Genomic DNA, 21,443 nt, shown 5'->3' on the forward strand with positions numbered 1-21,443 from the left:
GATGACATATGTTTTCGACTCTCTCATTTTTATTATCACTATAGTTTAAAATAATTCCCTATAAATGCATAATCCTTATATTGATTTTTTTTGAAACCTCAAAGCATGCAGCATTGACGCTTATCAATTGAAATAGTAGAATCCTCTATAAATTATCATCAAGTAAATCATTTATGAAAATAAAGCCCTCATAAGTGGATAATAATGAATGATCGGTTAAAGAGTTAATTTTTCACCCTACTGATGGTAAATACGTTAAGAAGAATATGGCCACTTGAAATCAATAAATTTATAATATTATCACTCACCCTTATACAAATAACATTATTTTTGATGGTGCGCATTGATAAAACGAATATCCTCTATCTTCACAGGTAAATATGGAAACAGTAAAAATAGGAATCATCACCGCTTCAGACAGAGCCTCTGCGAAAATATATGATGATCAGTCAGGTAGTGAAATTATTCGGTTTTTAAATGACTCACTCATCAATCCTTGGGAATCGGACTATAAGGTCGTACCTGATGAGCTCGAAATTTTAGTATCCGTCATGGAGGAAATGGTGGCCAATAATTGCTGTCTAATCATTACAACAGGAGGAACCGGGCCGGCCAAAAGAGACGTCACCCCCGAAGCGACAGAGATCGTATGTGATAAAATGTTGCCAGGATTTGGGGAATTGATGCGGCAAATAAGCTTACAGCATGTACCTACCGCCATACTTTCCAGACAGACTGCAGGCATATGTAATGCTAGTCTGATCATCAACCTGCCTGGAAAACCATCTGCTATTAAACAGTGTCTTGAAGCTGTGTTTCCTGCTGTACCCTACTGCATAGATCTGATAGGTGGCCCCTACTTGGAATGTGACCAAAATAAAATCAAAATCTACCGGCCTTAGTATTTATCATTCTAAAACAAAATCACCTATTACAGCATTTACAGTTTTAGGATCTTCATGATGGAGCCAATGGGTAAGATGGTCCAGCACTACCAATTTACCATTGGTGCATTTCTCAATGCTATCATAAGCCATCTCTACCGCTAATGCGCTATCTTTAGCTCCCCAAATAATTAAAGTAGGAATAGTGATCTCTTTATCGAAATTTAATTTGTTAAAGAAAAATGCTCTATACCAGTTCAGCATAGAGGTCAAACTACCATTTCTTTCCCATTGGTTTTTATAATCCGCTAGATCTAAATCCGAAAATGTATTTTTCCTGGAGGTCTTCTGAAGACTCATTGTCAATAATTTATAATTAGATAAACCAATGACTATTTCCGGAAGTAAAGGCAATTGAAAGACAGCTGCATACCAGCTTTTTTTACGTTGTTCAGAATTGGTCTTGAGTGTATCTTTCATTACCTGAATATGCGGCATATTAAGGATAACCAATTTATGGATGCGTTCGGTATGCTGCTGCGCTAGTGTCCAAGCCACTCCACCTCCCCAGTCATGCCCTATCAAGGTAATTTTATCCTGAGTGACATTATCGATCAGCTGTACGATATCCTCTATGAGCTCTGCTAATATATATGATTTTACCCCCTTGGGTTTATCACTTTCTCCATAACCTCGCTGGTCGGGTACTATAACATGATAACCCAGGTCTACTAAAAAGGGGATCTGATTCTTCCACCCTTGGTGGTATTCAGGAAAACCATGTAATAATATAACAACTTTTTTATGCTGCTCTCCTGCATGAAGGACATGCAATTTTATACCGTTGACTTTATGAAATTTATAGCTGATTTGCATTTGATGTAGATAAGGAAAAGATAAAAAAACCTAGGAGAACAAAATCCTATGAATACCCACAATGATAACATGTCCCATTCATTATAGTTATCCAAATGATAATATATCCAATGAAAATAGTAGAAATATTGTTGCCTGAATTTTAAAATCCGGTCCTTTTGCCATCCAGGTTTTTTTCTTCAATCCAGATATTGCGGTAAAGCACATGATGACCCTCTGCCTGCAGCTTTATCCCTCCGGGCTGATCAGTGATGTCTTGGCCACCATTATTACCTCCGTCAAGCCCTGAATTGGGACCTCCCCAGACTTGCTTGATCTCCTTATCATCATGTATTTTTTTACCATTAAAATAAATGGTTACTCTGGCAGGTTCTGTGCGATTTCCATTTTCAAATCTTGCCGCTTTAAATAATATATCATAAGCATTCCATTTACCAAGACCATTATAGGCTTCTTGAGTGGGTAGGTGTTCATTGATGATAGCGGCCATTCCGTGTAGTCCGTAGTCACCATCGAGTATCTGTATCTCATATCTGTTTTGAAGATAAACGCCAGAGTTACCCCCCTCTTCTTTAACCAAAAACTCCACATGCAAGCGAAAATCTTCAAACTTTTCCTTTGTAACTATATCAGCAGCCCCATAAACACCACCAGCCGCAGCGGGATCATTACTGTCCATGACCGTTCCCTGATCTACTGGATCATTGACCACCTGCCATTTGATCGGAGGTTCAGCTGACAGACGAGGGCCTTGCCAGTATTCCCACTTCTGGTCAAGCAATTCCCGGGAACCATCAAAAAGCATTTCAGCACCTTCTGGTTTGACAGCACCTACACCTATTTGTCCTAAAGAGGTCAGGATGGATATAACATTTATTATTAATGATATTGAAAATATTTTGATCACTGGGTTCGAATTTAGTACAAAAGATAAACTGATAAGGAATGGCCAGGTGAACTACCGCTACTAAAATAGTCAAAAGAAGTTATACCATCCACAAATATCCTAAACGGAACTATAAAATAATTTATCTACACCTAAAATTCGATCATCCTAAATGACATACCTATCAGGTTTCTTCCTACATAAATGTCTAATATGAAAAAAAGTTATTTAGCTTGGGTTTCTGCGCCAATGAAATCTATCATCCTTTTAAACAATATAACGCTTCATTCTATTGGACTTCAAGTACGATAGGATGAAAAGATAGCCGCCAGTAAAGTCAGATGGTGAATATGTTTTTATCTACTCCCCTTTTCAAAAGATATTGATATTTTTTTTAGATAAAGATTTATTTCCTTTTTCCTTTGAGATCCCTATAAGAGAGGACGGCTATATCACTTCCAGGCACCGATAAAGATAGAGCTAGACGGATTAAGTTTAGATGCTTAACAGCTCCAAATAGATTGAAGACGTTGTTATGCTGATTTTCAAGCCGATACCTATTTTACATCCACCAAGGTTAAAGTAAATATAAATGGGTAAAGTTCTGTAAAAACGAGTCGCAAAGTAACTATCCTAGAAAATGAAAGTAAAGGTATAGTAGGCTACAACATAAAGCTACCCATGGATCCGCTAGGTTCTCCGTAAAACTGCCATTTAGATCAGCTATAATATTTAACAGATTTAAAACATCACAATAGCATATGACTTTACAAATATGTGATAAAGATATTGATTTAAACTTAGGTTACTTCTACGAAAACTGCTTTCTTCACTGCCCATGAAAGAACAATTGCTAAAAAACAAAAATGCCCAAACTGCTTTTGGCCTAGGGATGACTTTGCTATTATTAATTTCAATAGCGATTTGGTTCAAACTGATAGCTGCCTCACTTTGGAATTTGCTTTTATTTCCCTTGATATTTTCACTAGTACAGTTCTGCCTAACTCCATTGCTGAGAGGTTTAGGAATTTTTCATTATTACAGCCACTTTCTGATGGCGAATACTTCTGACTCCTCCGCCGTTGAACTACATACGGGCACCACCTTTGACTTTATATTGCATTTTTCATTAAGGGATTTTGGTAGCCGCTCAAAATTAAATATCATTACTGAAGTGGTAAATGGTCTGTTAAGAATCATCCACGATATAGAAAACGGAAGCATTCATAGAAATAAAAAAATAATAGCGGCTCCATACTTTCTATCTAAAAGGACCATACAAAAGTTCGGGTTCAAAGTAAAAGAACCTTCATTATTGGACCGAGTTTTTATAATAGGTAGTTTCTTTGACATCCTGCTGATGTATATTTTTACACACCGTAAATTTACCTTACCAGAAGTATGGAAGGTAAAATCAGTGGAATTAAGTGCTTGGCAGCTCTTAGCTAAAAAGGGTGATTTAATTAATTTAAAGAAACGGTTAAAAGGTTAAAATGCGTCATACAGATTACTCAGATTAATTTTTTATCCTGTAGTATATTACATGATGAAAGGCACATTAGATTGCTGATGCAAATAGAACCAATACACCACAGTAACAATATACATAGGGGGCATTTTCTATATTTGAATTTTAAACCAGTTTAGAAATATAGTTATTTATAAAAATCCGGTAGAGGATTCAATGTTAGGTTCTGCCTCTGATGCCAATACGGATAGACGGTTGGTACTTCACTTGCTTTATCTAATTTTTTTATTTGTTCAGTAGTAAGGTTCCACCCTACTGAATCTAGGTTTTGCTTCAACTGCTCCTCAGTGCGGGCACCGATGATGATACTGGAAACGGTAGGCCGTTGAATCAGCCAATTGAGGGATATTTGTGCCACAGTCTTTCCTGTTTCCTCCGCGACTTCATCGAGAGCATCGATGATATTGTAAAAAACCTCCTCATCTACGACCGCCTCTGGTACTGGGCTTCCTCCCTGGGCCACTCTACTGTCAGCCGGATGCGGCTTACCTCTGCGGTACTTTCCGCCCAACCTACCTGCTGCCAATGGTGACCATATCAAAGCTCCTACATTCTGATCCAGACCTAAAGGCATCAGTTCCCACTCATATTCACGATTGGCCAGTGAATAATAAACTTGATGCCCCACATATCTATTCCATCCATACTTATCAGATATACCCAGTGATTTCATCAGGTGCCATCCGGAAAAATTGGATGCTGCTATATACCGGACCTTACCGCTTTGGGTCAGATCATCCAATGTCCTTAAAGTTTCCTCTACTGGTGTGTTGGCATCAAATCCATGCATATGGTAGATATCAATGTAATCAGTCTTCAACCTTTTCAGACTTCCTTCCACTTGCTTGGTTAAATGATGTCTCGAAGACCCCTGATTGTTCGGCCCTTCTCCAAAAGGAAAAGTACCTTTGGTAGAAATAAGCATTTTATCCCGCCTACCTTCTATTGCTTTTCCTAATATTTCCTCGGCCATACCAGCTGAATAGATATCTGCTGTATCAAAAAAATTAACACCGGCGTCCATACAAAGGTCTACCAGTCGGGTAGCCTCCTTGGTATCAGTACTTCCCCATGCTTTAAAAAATTCATTGCCTCCCCCAAAGGTAGCTGTTCCGAAACTCAATACGGGCACCTGCAGACCGGATGCCCCCAATAATCTGTATTCCATGATATAGAGGTTAGTAGATAAGCGTAAATAGTATTAGTTATTCATTAATATGGGTTTCAAAACAATGCGTCAATCTGATAAATCGAATTTAAAAATATCCTTAAAGACCAAAGTAATTAGGGTATTCCCTATGACTTTGGTCTATATAGTTGACAATGTTATAATCCTAAAATTTTCCGGTTAGTATCTTCATCTACTCCCCCGCCGGCAAAGTCATCAAATACCTTGGAGGTGGCCTGAATGAGGTGGCTCTGTATGAAAGGGGCTCCTTCTGTAGCACCTTGAACTGGATCTTTTATGGCACACTCCCATTCCAGTACAGCCCAGCCTTCAAAACCATACTGGGTCAGCTTCGAAAATATGGCGCTAAAATCTACCTGCCCATCTCCCAAGCTTCTGAACCTGCCTGCTCTATCCACCCAGCTTTGGTATCCGCCATACACACCCTGTCTACCTGATGGATTGAATTCAGCATCTTTGACATGGAACATTTTAATCCTGTGGTGGTAAATATCTATAAACTGTTTATAGTCCAGACACTGCAATACGAAATGAGATGGATCATATAATATATTAGCCCTAGTATGGTGATCTATCTTATCCAAAAACATATCAAAGGTAACCCCATCATGAAGGTCCTCTCCGGGGTGGAGTTCATAGCATACATCCACTCCTACTTCATCAAATGCATCTAATATCGGCAGCCATCTTTTGCCTAACTCCTCAAATCCCATATCCACCAACCCAGCTGGACGCTGTGGCCATGGATACATGGTATGCCATAATAGAGCACCCGAAAAAGTAGCATGGGCAGTCAATCCGAAATTAGCCGACGCCTTGGCAGCCAGTTTAAGTTGATTTACTGCCCATTCCGTTCTTGCTTTGGGATTATTTTTCACACTGTCAGGAGCAAATCCATCAAATCCTATGTCATATGCCGGATTTACAGCTACTAGCTGTCCCTGCAGGTGAGTGGAAAGCTCAGTGATTTCAAGACCTTTTTCATGAAGCTTGCCTTTCAGTTCATCACAATACGTTTTAGAGTCGGCGGCTTTCTGAAGATCTATACACCGGGCATCCCAAGTAGGAATCTGTACCCCCTTATATCCCAGACCGGCTACCCAGTCTCCAATATTTTCCAAATTATTAAAAGGTGCCTTATCGTCCATAAATTGAGCTAAAAATATTGCTGGTCCTTTAATAGTGTTCATATAAGTTGTTTATTTATTGATTAAAATTAATTGCCATTTAAGAAAAGATTTAAATTACGAAAAAATTTATTTCTTATGGCTATTTTCGCGCTTATGTGGATAAAAAAATTATTTAAAAGATATTTTGAAGCACAATCCAGATAAGTATGGTTCGCCATTACCCCTTATTAGAGTGATGTAGCACTATAATACTTTCTTATTCTTAAACTGCCTTCCAGCTCTCCTGCTACTCCGAGGGATTGGATATAGTAGGTTTGGAAGTATTGTTTAATTGCCCCCCCTCTTTTAAAGTTTGCATCACTATTCTGTCTTTAAAAGGGCTATTCTTTTGGAATTCCAGGTAAAAACCATCTAACTTCTCAAAGGTAAGTGGAGTCCCGAATGTGTACCTATCAGTGATTTTTTCTTGAAAATCTTTATTATACATGATCATAGATCCCAAATCCCATGGAAATTTTTCTGTATCAACTCCTAAAAAATCATTTTTATACCTGGATTTACCAATGATTTTTTTCCAATCCTCTATGCCTGTAAAACCTATCCCTTCCGTACCGTGAGAAAAAAGCATAAGGTAAATTTCATCATATTGATCAGACTTCTCCAAATACTCTTTCAGCCTGGCTGCAGATGTTTCCATATTAAATTTCATCCAGAAAGGTATAGATCCTGTCTTAAGCATCCAGTAGGGATCATGCATAATAAAACTTTCCACCACTAGACGGTTTGTAAGAACTCCGTTTTTATGATAAAACCACTTGTATAATTCTGCCACGAAAGGAGAAGGGTCATCAGCATCTTCAAATTTCCATTCCCTTACTCCATAATCATTATCTTTAGCTATTCTTAATATATCATCTGATATAGCCGGATCAAAGCCCCATTCTGACTCAGGTTGATGAGAATCTGTTTTTGGGGGGTCCCAACTTCGTACATTAGCATTGTATTTTTCCAAAAATGCAGCTGTCCTATCTGTCTTTTGAAAATAATCTTCCTGATCAGCTCCTCCAACACAGCCAAATTGAAATGAAAACCTTTTATTTATTGTAGTTACGGGCCATTTCCTTTCACAATTGGATATAATAATGGTCCCACCTTCCTGCAGATTTTCTATGATGAATCTTTCATAAGCTAAATCTACCCGCTGCATTTTCACCCTAAAAAACCCAACTTTCTCAAGTGTAAGCCTATCCTGGGCCGGATCCATCATAAAATGTAACTTCAACTGGGGGTTGTTTTTAAGTAAAGCTTCTCCACTTGGAATCCCCCATTCCATAGTGGCCTTAGGGTCATCTACCGATAGTGATGAAGGTCTATTTATAGGTATTAAATGTGTCTGTGGTAAAAACGGTATCCCCATGGCCGCAGCTAAATGAGAAACCGCCCCACTAGAGGAACCGATGATAATGGCTGGGTATTTTCTTTTGGGATACATGTTTACTACCGCCTTGGAAAACTCCTCCGCTTCTATACTTCCAGTCTCATTAGGATTAATACCTTCTGCACCAGTACTTTCCACATATAAAGTTTCCCTTAGTTTTCTTGGCAATAGATTTATAATAGATGCCAAAGGTTTGATAGCAGGCATCGTACCTAATCCTTCAAAATCCTCCCCTTTTAAAAAGTGGCTAAGAGCGGTAACAAATCCCAACCCGGAATCAAATCCAGCAGTAAAATTTGGAGGCATGTGCCCTATTGCTTTATTGAAAGGATTTTTCATATTTAGCCAATTATGATTTAAAGATATAACCTCACTAAAGGTTCATAATTACCATAACCTATCAACCTCTCATGTGTTTAAATTATATTAGCACAGCTATTTTTATTATACAACTTTAGGTCTATTTTTTGACAGATAATACAAAATTTAGATCATAAAAAAAGAGGTTACTTATGTACCAAAGCAACCTCTTTTTAAAAAACTATTCAGTTTTCTTGATCCTTAGTCATTTTTTTCCGGTACAGGAAAACCCCTATCTCTCATGAGGGCATCTATGGTGGCATCTCTTCCTCTAAATTTCCTATAGGCCTCAGCAGGGTCCATGGCATTTCTTGGAGCAAAGAGATATTCTACCAGTTTGGCAGCTACCCCTTTATCATAAAATCCACCCGGAGACTCTTTAAATGCCTCCGCAGCATCAGAAGTCAAGACATCCGCCCATAGATACCCATAATATCCTGTGGCATATCCCTCCCCGGAAAACACATGTCCAAAGTGCGGAGAGCGGTGACGCATTACGATCTGATCAGGCATATTCAGTTCTGCTAGAGTCTCTTTTTCAAAAGTTCTGGGATCCAGTCCTCTCGGGTCAGTGGTATGGTATTTCATATCCATCAGAGCCGAAGCCAAAAATTCAGTAGTGGCAAATCCTTGGTTAAACGTAGCTGCATTCTCAATTTTTGTCACCAATTCTCTAGGCATAGGCTCACCCGTCTCATGGTGCAACAAAAACTGATCAATCACCTGATCAGTTGATAGCCATCTTTCCAAAAGCTGTGACTGAAATTCAGTATAATCCCTTACACCGCTGTTCAATGTTGGGTATTTCACATTGGAAGCCAGGAAGTGTAGAGCATGTCCAAATTCATGGAAAAAAGTCTTAGCATCATCCCAGGATATTAATGCCGACTGACCGGGGGCAGGCTTTACAAAGTTGGAATTATTTGAGGACAAAACCGTCTGTTTGCCATCAAAAGTAGTGTGGCTTCGGTATGTGGTAGCCCATGCTCCTGATCTCTTTCCCTGACGGGCAAATGGATCCAGGTACCAAAGACCAATATGCTCACCGGAGTTTTTATCAGAAACCTCCCATACTTTTACATCTGAATGGAATACAGGAACAGATCCATCTGGTACGGGTTCAAATTTAAAATTAAACAACTCTCCCGCTGTATAGAATATAGCCTTAGTAAGGTTGGTAAGTTCCAGATATTGTTTTACCTCATCGCTGTCCAGATCATATTTATCTTTCCTCACCTTTTCTGCATAGTAACGGTAATCCCATGGTTTGATAGTAATACTGGAGCCTTCTTCATCTGCCAGTGTCTGCATATCCGCTACCTCCTCTTCTACTCTAGCGATAGCAGACGGCCAGACGGCAAGCATCAGATCCATTGCTGCTTCGGGATTTTTGGCCATCCTATCCTGCAGGCGCCACTGCGCATAGTTATCGTATCCCATCAGGGCTACTCGTTCATTACGAAGTCTTAATATGTCTGTAATTACCTGATTGTTATCAAATTCATCTCTATTATCTCCGCGTGAATAGTAGTTGTTCCAAACCTTTTCCCTTAACTCCCTTTCGTCCGAATAAGTGAGAAAAGGGTCCATAGATGACCTGGTATTGGTGATGGCAAATTTACCCTTCTGTCCCCGTTCATCTGCTGCAGTGGCAGCGGCGCGGATAAATGAATCCGGAAGACCTCCCAATTGATTTTCATTCAGGTAAACCACATAATTTTCTTCATCTGCAAGAATATTTTGGGAAAATGTCGTGTAGAGTCTGGATAGCTCCTTGTTGATTTCTGCATACCTAGCCTTAGCTCCTGCATCCAAATCTGCGCCTTCCATAGCAAAATTTTCATATACCAGATCTACTACCCTCTGTCGATCTGCCGGTAAAGGATTTTCCTGTGAATTTTCAAAAACGGTTTTGATTCTTTCAAAAAGTTTTTCGTTCTGTATTATTTTTGAAGAATATTCAGATATCTGAGGGGATAGTTCGCCCTGTATTTTTCTAAATGCTGGGGATGAAACATTACTGCCCCATATACCATAATACGTAAACACCTTTTTGATTTCCTTGCCTGATCTTTCCATTTCCTCTATGGTATTTTCAAAATCAGGAGCAGCAGGATTATTTGCTATTTTTTCTATTTCTTCCAAGTGCATCGCCATACCTTTTTCCATGGCCGGTTTCAGAAGTGCCAGATCCATTCTGTCAAATGCTGGCACACCTCCGTAGGGACCTTCGAATTCTTTCAGTAAAATATTCTCTTGCGACGTATTACTTTTCATTTCTTTCTTATTTTTCAGCATGGTCTGAGCTACTACGGGATCAATAGCTCCTATAGAGAGGACCATCATCAGCCCACAGGCAGTACGTTTAAAATTTATATATTGCTTTTTCATGGTATAATTTTTAATAACTTTTTTACGAAGGTTACAGGTGCAAGTTACCTCAAATTATGCATTTCCCAGTTTATCTCATCGCCACCGAGATATCATTATCCCTACGTAAGAAAATATAATATGCATTCCTTTAATCAATTGACAAACATAATCTGCTGTACCTATAAAGTCATACTATATGGTTATTTAAAATAGACAATCTCAATATTTTTAAGAATTTGATCTTTTAGCCGTTATAGATTTAATAGATTAGAAAATCCGCTGGATCCTCACTGCATTAAGTATGGCCAACAGCGCCACCCCTACATCTGCAAACACTGCTTCCCAAAGCGATGCCACTCCAAAAGCACCCAAACCCAAAACCAATGCTTTGACCCCAAAAGCAAGCGCTATATTTTGCCAAACCACCTGCTTGGTCTTCCGGCCTATTTTAATAGCAGTCATGATATGTGAAGGCTGGTCATTTTGGATGACTACGTCGGCTGATTCTATAGCGGCATCGGATCCGAGGCCCCCCATTGCTATGCCCACATCAGCCATCGCTATCACTGGAGCATCATTTATACCATCACCTACAAATGCTACTGTTCTTCCCTGTTTTTTTAAAGCTACCAAATGACTTACTTTATCCTGAGGAAACAGGCCTCCATGAGATTTATCCAGACCATATTCCTTAGCCAGGGCACTAACTATAGCATCTTTGTCACCTGATAAGAGTATAATCTCTTTTATGCCTGATTGCCGTAGGTTTTGAAGTGTTTCTGCCACTCCTTCTTTTACTTCATCCGCTATGGTAATATAGCCGGCAAATGCACCATCTATAGCCACCATTACTACGGTGTCAACGATGTGGTTCAAATCTTCGGAATAGGATATTCCAAAACGTGACATCAATGAGGCATTCCCGGCAATTATCTCTCGGCCATCTACTTTACCTTTTAAACCCTGACCAGAAAACTCCTCCACATCAGCCGCTAATGGACTTGTTATGTCTCCATAGTATGTCACCAGTGCTTTGGCGATAGGATGTGTAGACTTGCTTTCGAGTGCTGCTACCAGTGCCATAAATAATTCTGGAGACATTTCACCTTTGACTTCTACTTTTTGAACTTCAAATACACCTTTTGTAAGGGTTCCGGTTTTATCCAGTACGAGCGTATCCACCTGGGTAATCAGATCGAGAAAATTTGATCCTTTAAAAAGAATTCCATTTTTGGAAGCAGCTCCTATACCTCCAAAGTAACCCAAGGGTATAGAAACCACCAAGGCACAAGGACAAGATATCACCAAGAATACCAATGCTCTATAAAACCATTCGTTAAAAATATAATCAGAAACGAAAAAATAGGGCAATAAAGCCAGGCCAAGAGCGAGAAAAACTACTATAGGGGTATAAATTTTAGCAAACTTGGTAATAAACTTTTGGTTTTTTGCTTTTCTGCCACTGGCATCTTCCACCAGTTTCAATATTTTTGACAAAGCACTATTTTCAAAAACAGCATTTACTTTCAGCTCGGATACCTTATCCAGATTCACCATGCCTGCCAGTACCTTATCTCCTTTCCTTATGGTCTGGGGTTTTGACTCACCTGTAAGGGCAGCTGTATCATACGAAGAAACAGTACTGAGCATTATCCCATCCAAGGCAACCCTCTCTCCAGCCCTGACCTGAATGACTTCATCCAATCCCACTAAAGCAGGGTCAATTGTAACAAAATGTCCATTTCTTTTTACACTTACCATTGAAGGTCTGTTGTCTATCAGGTCTTTGATAGATTTTCTTGACCTGCGGACTGCTATTTCCTGAAAATGCTCACCGATCACATAAAAAAGCATTACCGCCACACCTTCTGCGTATTCGCCTAAATAAAATGCGCCTAGGGTAGCGATGCCCATAAGGAAAAACTCATTGAACACCTCTCCTTTCCCTATATTGATGACCGCATGCCAAAGCACATCCCAGCCTACTAAGAAATAAGCCACAGTGAACCAGGCCAATTTGATAATCCCAGTAAACCATCCCGTTTCAAAAAAATCCAATGCAATACCGGTTATAAGTAAAATCAAACTTACCACTGCAGGTATATATGTCTTCCACTGGTTCCAGCCAATAGATTGTTCCTTCCTTTTAGGATGTACTGCACCGCAGCAGTTGTCAGCATCCATTGGACCTGGATGTTCAGCCGTCCGGGGAGAATTGATCTCTACTGCATCAGGTATGTTTTCATTGTGATGATCCTTCATTTTTTTATCCCTTTAAATTATCTATCAAAATTAGACAATTATACCATGCATAGGTATTGCAATTATCCGCTGCAACTACTACATACCCCCTTTACTACCAAAGATGCTTCATCCGCCTTAAATGCTACGGGTAGAGAAATCTCAGGTATCCTAAAGTCTGTCAAACAAAAGGTTTCTGTACATACTTTACAGTGAAAGTGCACATGCAAATCTTTATCTAGAACACATGAACAGCCTTCTTCACATAACGCATATTTTGGAGCTCCGGATCCATCATCGATAGTATGAACCAGACCTTTTTGACGGAAGGTTTTTAAAGTCCTGTATAAGGTTACCCGGTCGGATTTTTCAAAAAAATGTTCTAAATCCGAAAGGCTGATAGCAGATTTTTGCGCAGAGAGTTGTTCCAGCACCAGCAAGCGCATCGCAGTAGGACGGATTTTTTTAAGCTGTAGGATACCTTCAAATTTTTGATCCATTTTGACCCATTAGATAGATTAAACTCAAAGGCAATTAAAACGAATCTTCGGGATTTACCTACAATAAAGGGTTAAATGATTTTAAACCATCTCAAGTAGCTTGGGAAACAATCCGTTCCTTTTTAGTACCACCCATTTACCCTAAATGTATCATATGATTGAATCGAAATGTGAGCATCAACCATTTTAGGCGGATTTTTACCCCAATTTCCTTTTATTAATATTAAAAAATTTGTGGAATTTAATTTGATAATAGAATATCACATCTAAATACGTATAACATGAGAAAAATTTTACTTTCTATTGGTTTCATTACATCTATAACTTGTTTGCTATTAGCATGTTCTAGTGATACCATTTCGGAATTTTGGGACTCTATCATCCCGGAAACAAACGAAGACCCTACCCAATCCCAAATCAGCACCTATGTATTCAAGCCGGCCCAATTATCAGCTACCGATGAACGAATCCAACAACTAAGGGTTCCACAAGGTTTTTCGGTTCGGAAATTTGCAGATGAGCTTGGGGAAGCTAGAATCCTGGCAGCAACTTCCTCTGGACATGTATATGTCACCAACAGAGAAGATGGAGAAGTCATATTATTGGAAGATACTAATGGGGATGGTGCCGCAGACCGTAGAGAAGTGGTGGCCACTTTGGAGGATGCACATGGTTTGGCCGTTTTTGATAACAAATTATATATAGTCACCATAAAAGAGATTTACGCTGCAGATATTAATACCAATGGTACCTTGGGAGCACCTCAACTCATTTACGGCGGTCTGCCAGATGGCGGACAGCACCCCAATAGGACCCTAGGGTTTGGCCCAGATGGCATGATGTACGTAAGTGTAGGTAGTACATGCAATGCATGCCCTGAACCAAACCCTCTTCATGCTACTATGCTCCAGGCCAATCCTGATGGTTCCAATATGAGGATTTATGCAGAAGGGTTGAGAAACACAATTGGGTTTGGATGGCATCCTGAAACGTCGATGTTCTGGGGAATGGATCATGGTATAGATAAATTAGGCGATGATGTGTCCCATGAGGAATTGAACCATATCATAGACGGTGCACATTATGGCTGGCCTTATATCTTTGATGACGGCAGATACAATGCGTATCCTAGGCCTGAAGACATGACCTATGCGGAATTTGCAGCGATGTCTACCTTTCCAAGTTTGATGTATACAGCGCATGCTGCACCTATGCAGATGGTATTTTATACAGGAAACCAATTCCCTGCAGATTATAACGGTGATGCATTTGTAGCCTATAGAGGATCATGGAACCGAAGTACACCAGAGGGATATAAAGTGAGCAGGATCATTTTTGAAAACGGAACCCCGGTGAGGTTTGAGGACTTTTTAACCGGCTTTTTGGTAAACAATAACAATGCTCATTTTGGTAGATTGGTAGGACTGGCTGTGCATGCAGACGGTTCCCTTCTAGTCTCTGACGATACTAATGGGGTCATCTATAGAATAGCTCATAATCAATAATACCTATTGTACTTGGTTATAATAAATAAAAAAAATTTTACTTTATAAAAAACTAGTTCCTATATACTTTTAAAGGATTTTTATACCGGCAGTATTATAAATACTGCCGGATTTTTCTTTTAGGATTGGAAATTATATCCATACCTTTGAAGAAAATATTCATTCTAAATGTTACCCTCGACACATCAGCCAAACCTCTCTCCTGAAGACCATATTAAAAAACTGCTAGAGGAAATCACCTCTATAGAGCAGTCACTTAATGATATAAAAAAGGAATTGTCTGATTTTCAGAATACCATCCACAAAAGGCTGGAAAATGAAATAAAAAAGCTTGATGAACTAAATCAATTATATAAAAACTACAAAAAGGAAAAAAAATCAAAAAGACTCCTACAAAAACAGAAAGGAAAAAATTATATCCCACCTACTGGAATAAAACAGGTAAACACAACTCCCTTACCACCTACCAATCTGGAAGCCGCCGAACAAAAAGAACTTAGAAAACTTTATAAACAGGCTATAGTGCATGTTCATCCCGATAAGCTCCTACATGCAGCAACAGCTGAACATATACACCGGGCTACCGATCTCACCGCCCGACTAAACGAGATCTATCAATCTGGAGATCTGGAAGAACTTCTTAATTTTTACCAATATGTAATATTAGATAATGCTAAGGAAGATCAAATAATCCACATACCTGAGGTAAATGAGAAGATAAGACTATCTCATTTGACCAAAAAGAAAAAAATGATTGAAAAAGAATTAGCGGAACTTAAAAGTACCTATACATATGGCATTTTAAGCACGTATGAAAATCCCCTTTCTTTTATTGACGAACTTTATACTCAATTTCATGAAAGGATCAAATTGATGGAAAAAAGAACCAAGAAAATATTCAAACAGCCATTTTAACAATTACCTATGTAAAAGGAATGGAAGTCAATCATGTGGCAATGGACCAAGGCTATGCACTTTAGCACTGATCCTTAATAAATAGGTTTCCAGTGTATAATTAGCCTGTTAAATGTTTTATAAGTTCAGTAGAAAACCTTCCATCAATTCAATATAGCGAAAGTCAAATTCACCATTCATGCTGAACCTAATCCTAGTTTTTGTTTATCTATTCTTCGGAGTAAGCCTCCAAAGGTTCACGTTTTTACCGGGAAATACTGTCCATATGATGAATAAATACCTTATCTATGTGGTGCTTCCGGCTATTGCAATCCGTCATATTCCAGCCATTACTTTAAGTATTGAGTTAATTTTACCGGTAGTTACGGTATGGGTGTTTTTTTTGGCTGCTTGGGTGATTATTGAAGGAATTGGGCGATTATCCAAATGGGATAAAGCTACCATTGGCTGTTTGGTCCTTACTGTTGGACTCTCAAACACCTCATTTTTGGGATTCCCTATTATAGATGCATTATATGGAAAGGAAGGCTTGAAAATAGCTTTGCTGGTAGATCAGCCAGGTTCGTTTCTGTTGGTCAGTAGTTTGGCCATTATTGTTGCCGCTATATATGGTGAAAACAGGTTAAGAAAAAGAGATATAACTAAAAAAATATTCAAATTCCCTCCTTTTTTATTTTTTATCCTTTCACTAGTGATGAACATTTTTAATTTTGAGGTCGGAGGAATGTTAAAAGGGCTTTTAGATCTTATAGCCCTTACTTTAACCCCTATTGCTTTGATAGCTGTAGGACTGCAGATAAAAATAAAAGGGAAAGATTTAATTCAGCCACCTTTGATCGTAGGATTAGGTTTATCTTTAGTGATAGCGCCAGGATTGGTATATGTTTTCCTAGGTTTTTTTCTGGATTTTCAGGATCTAATATTCCAGGTCACTGTGATGGAAATGGCTATGCCACCTATGATCACAGCCTCCATTATAGCGGTCACTTATCATTTAAAGCCAAAACTTGCTTCACTCATGGTAGGGGTAGGCATTCCTTTGTCGATGATCACACTTTTAATATGGTATTGGATACTGCAATAATCTGAAAAAAATCTACGGGATCAAGAAATAATCTATAACTTTAATAAAAGGGCATAGATATGGAAACGAATGATCTGAAAGGGATGTATTTAATACTACATAGAATAAAAAAAACGATTGTTATACACACCATTGGGACACTTTAAATAGCAAAGCCGTGGTAGATTTCATGGCCATTTCCGATGCATCTGTTCCTTTCATATGTGAAATTCAGGTCATCACCACTTAAACCTTACAAAATACTTCAAAGAAAATTCTAAACTATCCCCTACTCATTCCGATTTTATACTGAAACGCATTCAGCTTTTCTTTTTATATAAAATTTTAGAAAATGAATCTAGCTGCCATAGATATTGGAACCAACTCCATACATATGATCATTGTGAAGGTGACCTCCCAGAGAACCTTTGAGATTTTGTTACAGGAAAAGGAAATGGTAAAGCTGGGGGTAGGTGTATTCTCTAACAAGGAAATAAACCCGGGAGCTTTTGCTTTGGGCATTGATACGATTACACGCTATGTCCAGTTAGCAGATAAGTTTGGTGTGGACGAAATAATAACAGCAGCTACCTCTGCTACCAGAGAAGCCAAAAACGGGAGGGATTTTTTGGACCGGATCATACATGAAGTGGGTGTGATCCCACAACTTATTTCAGGAAAAGAAGAAGCCCGACTTATCTTCCTAGCAGTCAAACGGGCTATAGACATAGGAAAAGACAATGCCCTGGTACTGGATATAGGGGGAGGGAGTACTGAAGCAGTGGTAGGCAATCAAACAGAGGTGATTTTTAAAAGCAGCATAAAACTGGGAGTACTTCGTCTCCTTGATGCGGTAGGCCATACTGGCAAAATGAAAAAAACAGAACTAGAATCCATTCGGAACCAAATAGCTGGTAAAGCTAATAAAACACTATCCAGTGCTAAATATGTAGGATACAAGAAGGTAATCGGTACATCTGGCACCATTAGGTCATTTGGCGAAGCCATCATGAACAAAATGGGTAAACAGATCATAAACTCAGTCAATGCTGAAGTAATTCATAAAGAGGATTTGGACTATTTAGTACATAGTTTACTGAAAAAAGACCAAGACGAGAGATCAAAGATAGTGGGAATAGGGACCAGTAGAAGTGATGCTATCCATTTAGGAGGAGTATTACTCTCTACATTATTAGAATTGATAGATGCTAAAGAAATAACGCTCTGTGATGCTTCTCTCAGAGAAGGCTTAATTATTGATTACCTTGAAAAAAATGTGCAGAAGCACTCTATTGTGCGATCAGGTGTTACGCTGAAAGAAAAAAGCTGTTTACAATTATCAATCAGATATGACACTGACATAGAATCAAAAAAACACGTGGCCTTTTTAGGTTTAAAGGTATTTGACCAGCTCCGATCTTTGCACCAAATGGATGATCATTTCAGAGAGCTGCTCTACCATGCCAGTCTTATATACGACATAGGATTATTTATCAATTTTGAAAACTATCATAAACACTCTGAATATCTCATTCTGAACGGAAGACTCCGGGGATTTAATAATGAAGAGCTTATCATGCTGGCGCTATTAGCGAGGTATCACCGAAAATCAGGTCCTAAAAAAAAACATAAAAAAGTAAAACAGCTGTTTAAGTATCAGCGTAAAGGGTTAATGATGTTAGCTGGGATATTAAGGCTAGCGGTAGGATTGGACAAGACAAAAAACCAATGGGTAGAAGATCTATCATGTAATATAGCTGCCGACAATATTACTATTTATGCTATCAGTGATGAAAATATAGATATGGAAATTTGGGAAGCGCAACGTTATGCTGATACACTTTTAAAAGTTTTAAAAAGACCAGTTATAATAGCGCACTCTTTACCAGCATAAAAGCCGCTAAAGATCTTAGCGGCTTTATTATGTGAATTTTGTCTAATAACTCTGATCAATTACTGATTACAGCTTCTCCAGAGCCCCCTCCCTCTTTAAGATCCTCATTGGTTACTCCTCTGCGTCTCCTTCGAGGTCCATCTACACTTAATTTACCAATTCTATAAGAAAAATTAATTTTAAAATTCATATTTCTCATCGTATTGGTACTTTGCTGTAATATAGTGGGTGTAATGAGTTCATTATGTATCCTCAATTCGGACATCAGAAAATTCTCAGCACCAAAACCTATACTCCCTCTTTTTTCATTAAACTGTTTATTGATATTAAGACCATACATGCCAAATCCTCCGGCAGTTCCCTGTAACTGAACCTGTCTGCCTCTGGCAAATGTAAAGGCCTGAATCTGCCAATCTTTTGGCAATGTATAATTGGCAAATAACCTACCACTGATAACAAAACCTTCATTTGAAGCAGCATAAAGCGGATCACTTAAACCATTGCTGAGCATGGCATAGTACCCGTCTATACTTCCATTGAGTGAAAATTTACCGGACAGATTGATATTAGAAAATACACTAAGGCCTACAGCCTGCTCACGGCCTATGTTTTCAAAGGTGGTGAAAATGATATCATTGTCCTGTATAGTTCTTACGGGCTGGATAGAACCGGTGGTATTTCTAAAGAAACTGGAAAAGTTAACTGAAGAACCTTTTACAAAAGTACTATAAGAGAGTTCATAATTATCAGTCAGCTCCGGATCCAATAGAGGGTTACCCTGAGATATCTGCTGTGGGTTGGCAGCATTTATATTGGGATTAAGGAACTGTAATGAAGGTCTTTGGACCCTCCTATTATAAGCTGCTTTAATCATATTACCATTGGTCAATTTTCTGCTTAAATTGATACTGGGAACGAACAACCCGTAGGAGGGAATATCAGCGGGAAGTTCGGAATTTCTAAAATCAGCATCTATAGTAGTATATTCATATCTTAGGCCAGCTTTTAGGGTATAATGATCTAAAAAACCTAATGTGTATGAAGTATACGCAGCGCTGACATTTTGGTCATAGGTAAATTCATTCGAAAAAGCCACATTCGTATCTTGGATAAATGGGCCATCTGGACCATCTGCTCTAAAATAACCAAAATCACTTGTCGCCCTCCTAAGGATATTCTTTGCCCCATATTCCAATATTTGGTTAGTACCACTGCCCAAAGGAGTTATATAGTCCAGCTGTATCGTAAACTCCTCATTGACGCCCCTGTTTTCATTCATCACCCTACGGGCTATCTGATCAAAATTTTCGTTATATAGGCTGTTGACAAAATCATTCGTAGTGTTATTTTTGCTGTACAAACCGGAAACACTGAATTCTTTAAGTTTCTTTTCGAAAGTTTTGGTATAGTTGAAGTTTACATCCACATTATTGGAAAGGTCTTCTATTCTGACATTTTGGAGCAATGCATTTAAAAATTCTTCTTCTACAAAGGTTTCGGTCAAAAGGTTATTTTGACGATTTTTCATGTTCCTCACCCCTACACTGACAGAAGCTGTTAGAAAGTGGAACTTATTTATTTCATAGTCCCATCCTAAATTATACCTTCCAAAAAGCATATTGGATCTGGTATCTGCAGATTGGTTAATATTTACATTAGGAGCATTTGGGTTGAGCAATGTTTGTTGGTTTTCAAATGCCCCTAGGATATTATAGCCACTCCTACCAAATCCTCCGAGAGTCCAACCCATTTTCCCTCTTTTCAAACTGGCATTTAAGCCTAGATTAGATCCCCTTAGGCCCGCACTGCTGTTTATATTTAAGGAGGCTCCCTGAAGATTGTTCTTTTTGGTAATGATATTGATCACCCCGCCTGTACCTTCAGCATCATATTTAGCTGATGGAGATGTAATGACTTCCACTGATTTTATTTCCTCGGCCGGTATCTGCTTCATCGCATCTGCTATATTGGATGCTACTATCGCTGACTGTTTGCCATCTATCAAAACCAATATATTGGCACTCCCTCTCATAGAAACATTGCCATCTAAATCTACTGAAAGCATTGGCACTCTTCTCAATACATCTGTAGCACTACCACCAACTGTGGTTTTATCAAATTCTGCATTATAGATAGTCCTGTCTACTTTTTCTTCTATCAGGCTCCTTTGTCCCATTACTGTCACTTCTTGCAGATTTACTGCCTCTTCTTCCAAGGTAATATCACCCAGATCAAAGGATTTTCTGGCTTCGGTGATGTCAAATGCTGAGGATGTAATAGGATTAAATCCCATAAAAGCTGATTGGACTACATAAGTACCATTTTTAAATCCACTTATAAAAAATCTGCCTTCCGCATCTGCTACCGCTCCGGCTATTTGTTCTTGGGTTGCTGCATTTAAAAGGACTGCGGTGGCATAAGGGACAGGTTCTCCGGATTTTTCAAGAATCCGCCCCGAAATCCGGTAGTTATCCCTTTCAGTAGACTGAGCTTTTACAGTCTGACATGCAGCAGCCCATACTAAGAATAAGGAGATTAAAAGGAAATAAGTAATTTTCATAAGGAATAAATATAAATTGCGGCCCTATTGGACACTTTGAGGAAACAAAGGAACAAATCAATACACATTAAAAAAAGCACAATAGACCAAAAGGACGGTTG

15 protein-coding genes are annotated in these 21,443 nt (G+C 38.8%); 6 read left to right on the forward strand and 9 right to left on the reverse strand.

The features are described from left to right. Positions 1 to 380 precede the first annotated feature (380 nt). Positions 381 to 902 carry a molybdopterin adenylyltransferase gene (mog, locus tag EL17_RS00590; RefSeq protein WP_035068620.1) on the forward strand — a complete coding sequence of 174 codons (522 nt, stop codon included), beginning with the start codon at positions 381 to 383 and terminating at the stop codon, positions 900 to 902. Positions 903 to 908: 6 nt separating this feature from the next. On the opposite strand, the gene EL17_RS00595 is transcribed toward mog, so the two are convergent. Together EL17_RS00595 and EL17_RS00600 are read right to left on the reverse strand one after the other, a co-directional pair. Then, a complete protein-coding gene (locus tag EL17_RS00595) occupies positions 909 to 1,760 on the reverse strand; it encodes an alpha/beta fold hydrolase (protein ID WP_035068623.1) in 852 nt (283 codons plus the stop codon). A gap of 142 nt (positions 1,761 to 1,902) precedes the next feature. Beyond that, positions 1,903 to 2,664 carry a 3-keto-disaccharide hydrolase gene (locus EL17_RS00600; RefSeq protein ID WP_035068985.1) on the reverse strand — a complete coding sequence of 254 codons (762 nt, stop codon included), beginning with the start codon at positions 2,662 to 2,664 and terminating at the stop codon, positions 1,903 to 1,905. A gap of 820 nt (positions 2,665 to 3,484) precedes the next feature. Here EL17_RS00600 and EL17_RS00605 point away from each other — a divergent pair. Next, entirely contained in the window at positions 3,485 to 4,138 is a 654-nt protein-coding gene (locus tag EL17_RS00605) for a hypothetical protein (protein WP_035068626.1), read from the forward strand. Positions 4,139 to 4,301: 163 nt separating this feature from the next. Here the strand turns inward: EL17_RS00605 and EL17_RS00610 are convergent, their stop codons facing one another. From EL17_RS00610 to EL17_RS00635, 6 genes are all read right to left on the reverse strand, one after another. Further along, complete coding sequence (locus EL17_RS00610) at positions 4,302 to 5,342, reverse strand: aldo/keto reductase (protein ID WP_035068629.1); 1,041 nt, start codon at positions 5,340 to 5,342, stop codon at positions 4,302 to 4,304. 158 nt (positions 5,343 to 5,500) lie between these two features. Further along, positions 5,501 to 6,553, reverse strand: coding sequence for a sugar phosphate isomerase/epimerase family protein (locus EL17_RS00615; RefSeq protein WP_035068632.1), 1,053 nt, complete (start codon positions 6,551 to 6,553; stop codon positions 5,501 to 5,503). Between the two features lie 226 nt (positions 6,554 to 6,779). Next, positions 6,780 to 8,270 carry a hypothetical protein gene (locus EL17_RS00620; protein ID WP_051719678.1) on the reverse strand — a complete coding sequence of 497 codons (1,491 nt, stop codon included), beginning with the start codon at positions 8,268 to 8,270 and terminating at the stop codon, positions 6,780 to 6,782. A 222-nt stretch (positions 8,271 to 8,492) separates the two neighbouring features. Beyond that, positions 8,493 to 10,682, reverse strand: coding sequence for a M3 family metallopeptidase (locus EL17_RS00625; protein WP_051719679.1), 2,190 nt, complete (start codon positions 10,680 to 10,682; stop codon positions 8,493 to 8,495). A gap of 249 nt (positions 10,683 to 10,931) precedes the next feature. Continuing rightward, complete coding sequence (locus EL17_RS00630) at positions 10,932 to 12,926, reverse strand: heavy metal translocating P-type ATPase (RefSeq protein ID WP_035068634.1); 1,995 nt, start codon at positions 12,924 to 12,926, stop codon at positions 10,932 to 10,934. Positions 12,927 to 12,988: 62 nt separating this feature from the next. Beyond that, positions 12,989 to 13,405, reverse strand: a complete 417-nt coding sequence (locus EL17_RS00635) for a Fur family transcriptional regulator (RefSeq protein ID WP_035068637.1) — start codon at positions 13,403 to 13,405, stop codon at positions 12,989 to 12,991. 281 nt (positions 13,406 to 13,686) lie between these two features. Here EL17_RS00635 and EL17_RS00640 point away from each other — a divergent pair, with 281 nt between their 5' ends. The 4 genes from EL17_RS00640 (at position 13,687) to EL17_RS00655 (ending at position 18,782) form a co-directional block, all read left to right on the forward strand. Beyond that, positions 13,687 to 14,910 (forward strand): PQQ-dependent sugar dehydrogenase, encoded by a 1,224-nt coding sequence (locus tag EL17_RS00640; RefSeq protein ID WP_035068639.1) that lies wholly within the window; start codon positions 13,687 to 13,689, stop codon positions 14,908 to 14,910. Positions 14,911 to 15,078: 168 nt separating this feature from the next. Further along, positions 15,079 to 15,825 carry a J domain-containing protein gene (locus EL17_RS00645; protein ID WP_035068641.1) on the forward strand — a complete coding sequence of 249 codons (747 nt, stop codon included), beginning with the start codon at positions 15,079 to 15,081 and terminating at the stop codon, positions 15,823 to 15,825. A gap of 178 nt (positions 15,826 to 16,003) precedes the next feature. Then, on the forward strand, positions 16,004 to 16,909 hold the full coding sequence (locus EL17_RS00650) for an AEC family transporter (protein ID WP_035068643.1): 906 nt from the start codon (positions 16,004 to 16,006) through the stop codon (positions 16,907 to 16,909). Positions 16,910 to 17,240: 331 nt separating this feature from the next. Beyond that, complete coding sequence (locus EL17_RS00655; protein ID WP_035068644.1) at positions 17,241 to 18,782, forward strand: Ppx/GppA phosphatase family protein; 1,542 nt, start codon at positions 17,241 to 17,243, stop codon at positions 18,780 to 18,782. 55 nt (positions 18,783 to 18,837) lie between these two features. On the opposite strand, the gene EL17_RS00660 is transcribed toward EL17_RS00655, so the two are convergent. Continuing rightward, on the reverse strand, positions 18,838 to 21,342 hold the full coding sequence (locus EL17_RS00660) for an outer membrane beta-barrel family protein (RefSeq protein ID WP_035068646.1): 2,505 nt from the start codon (positions 21,340 to 21,342) through the stop codon (positions 18,838 to 18,840). Positions 21,343 to 21,443 lie beyond the last annotated feature (101 nt).

This window comes from Anditalea andensis (assembly GCF_000714815.1).
In the GTDB taxonomy this organism is placed as follows: Bacteria; Bacteroidota; Bacteroidia; order Cytophagales; family Cyclobacteriaceae; genus Anditalea; species Anditalea andensis.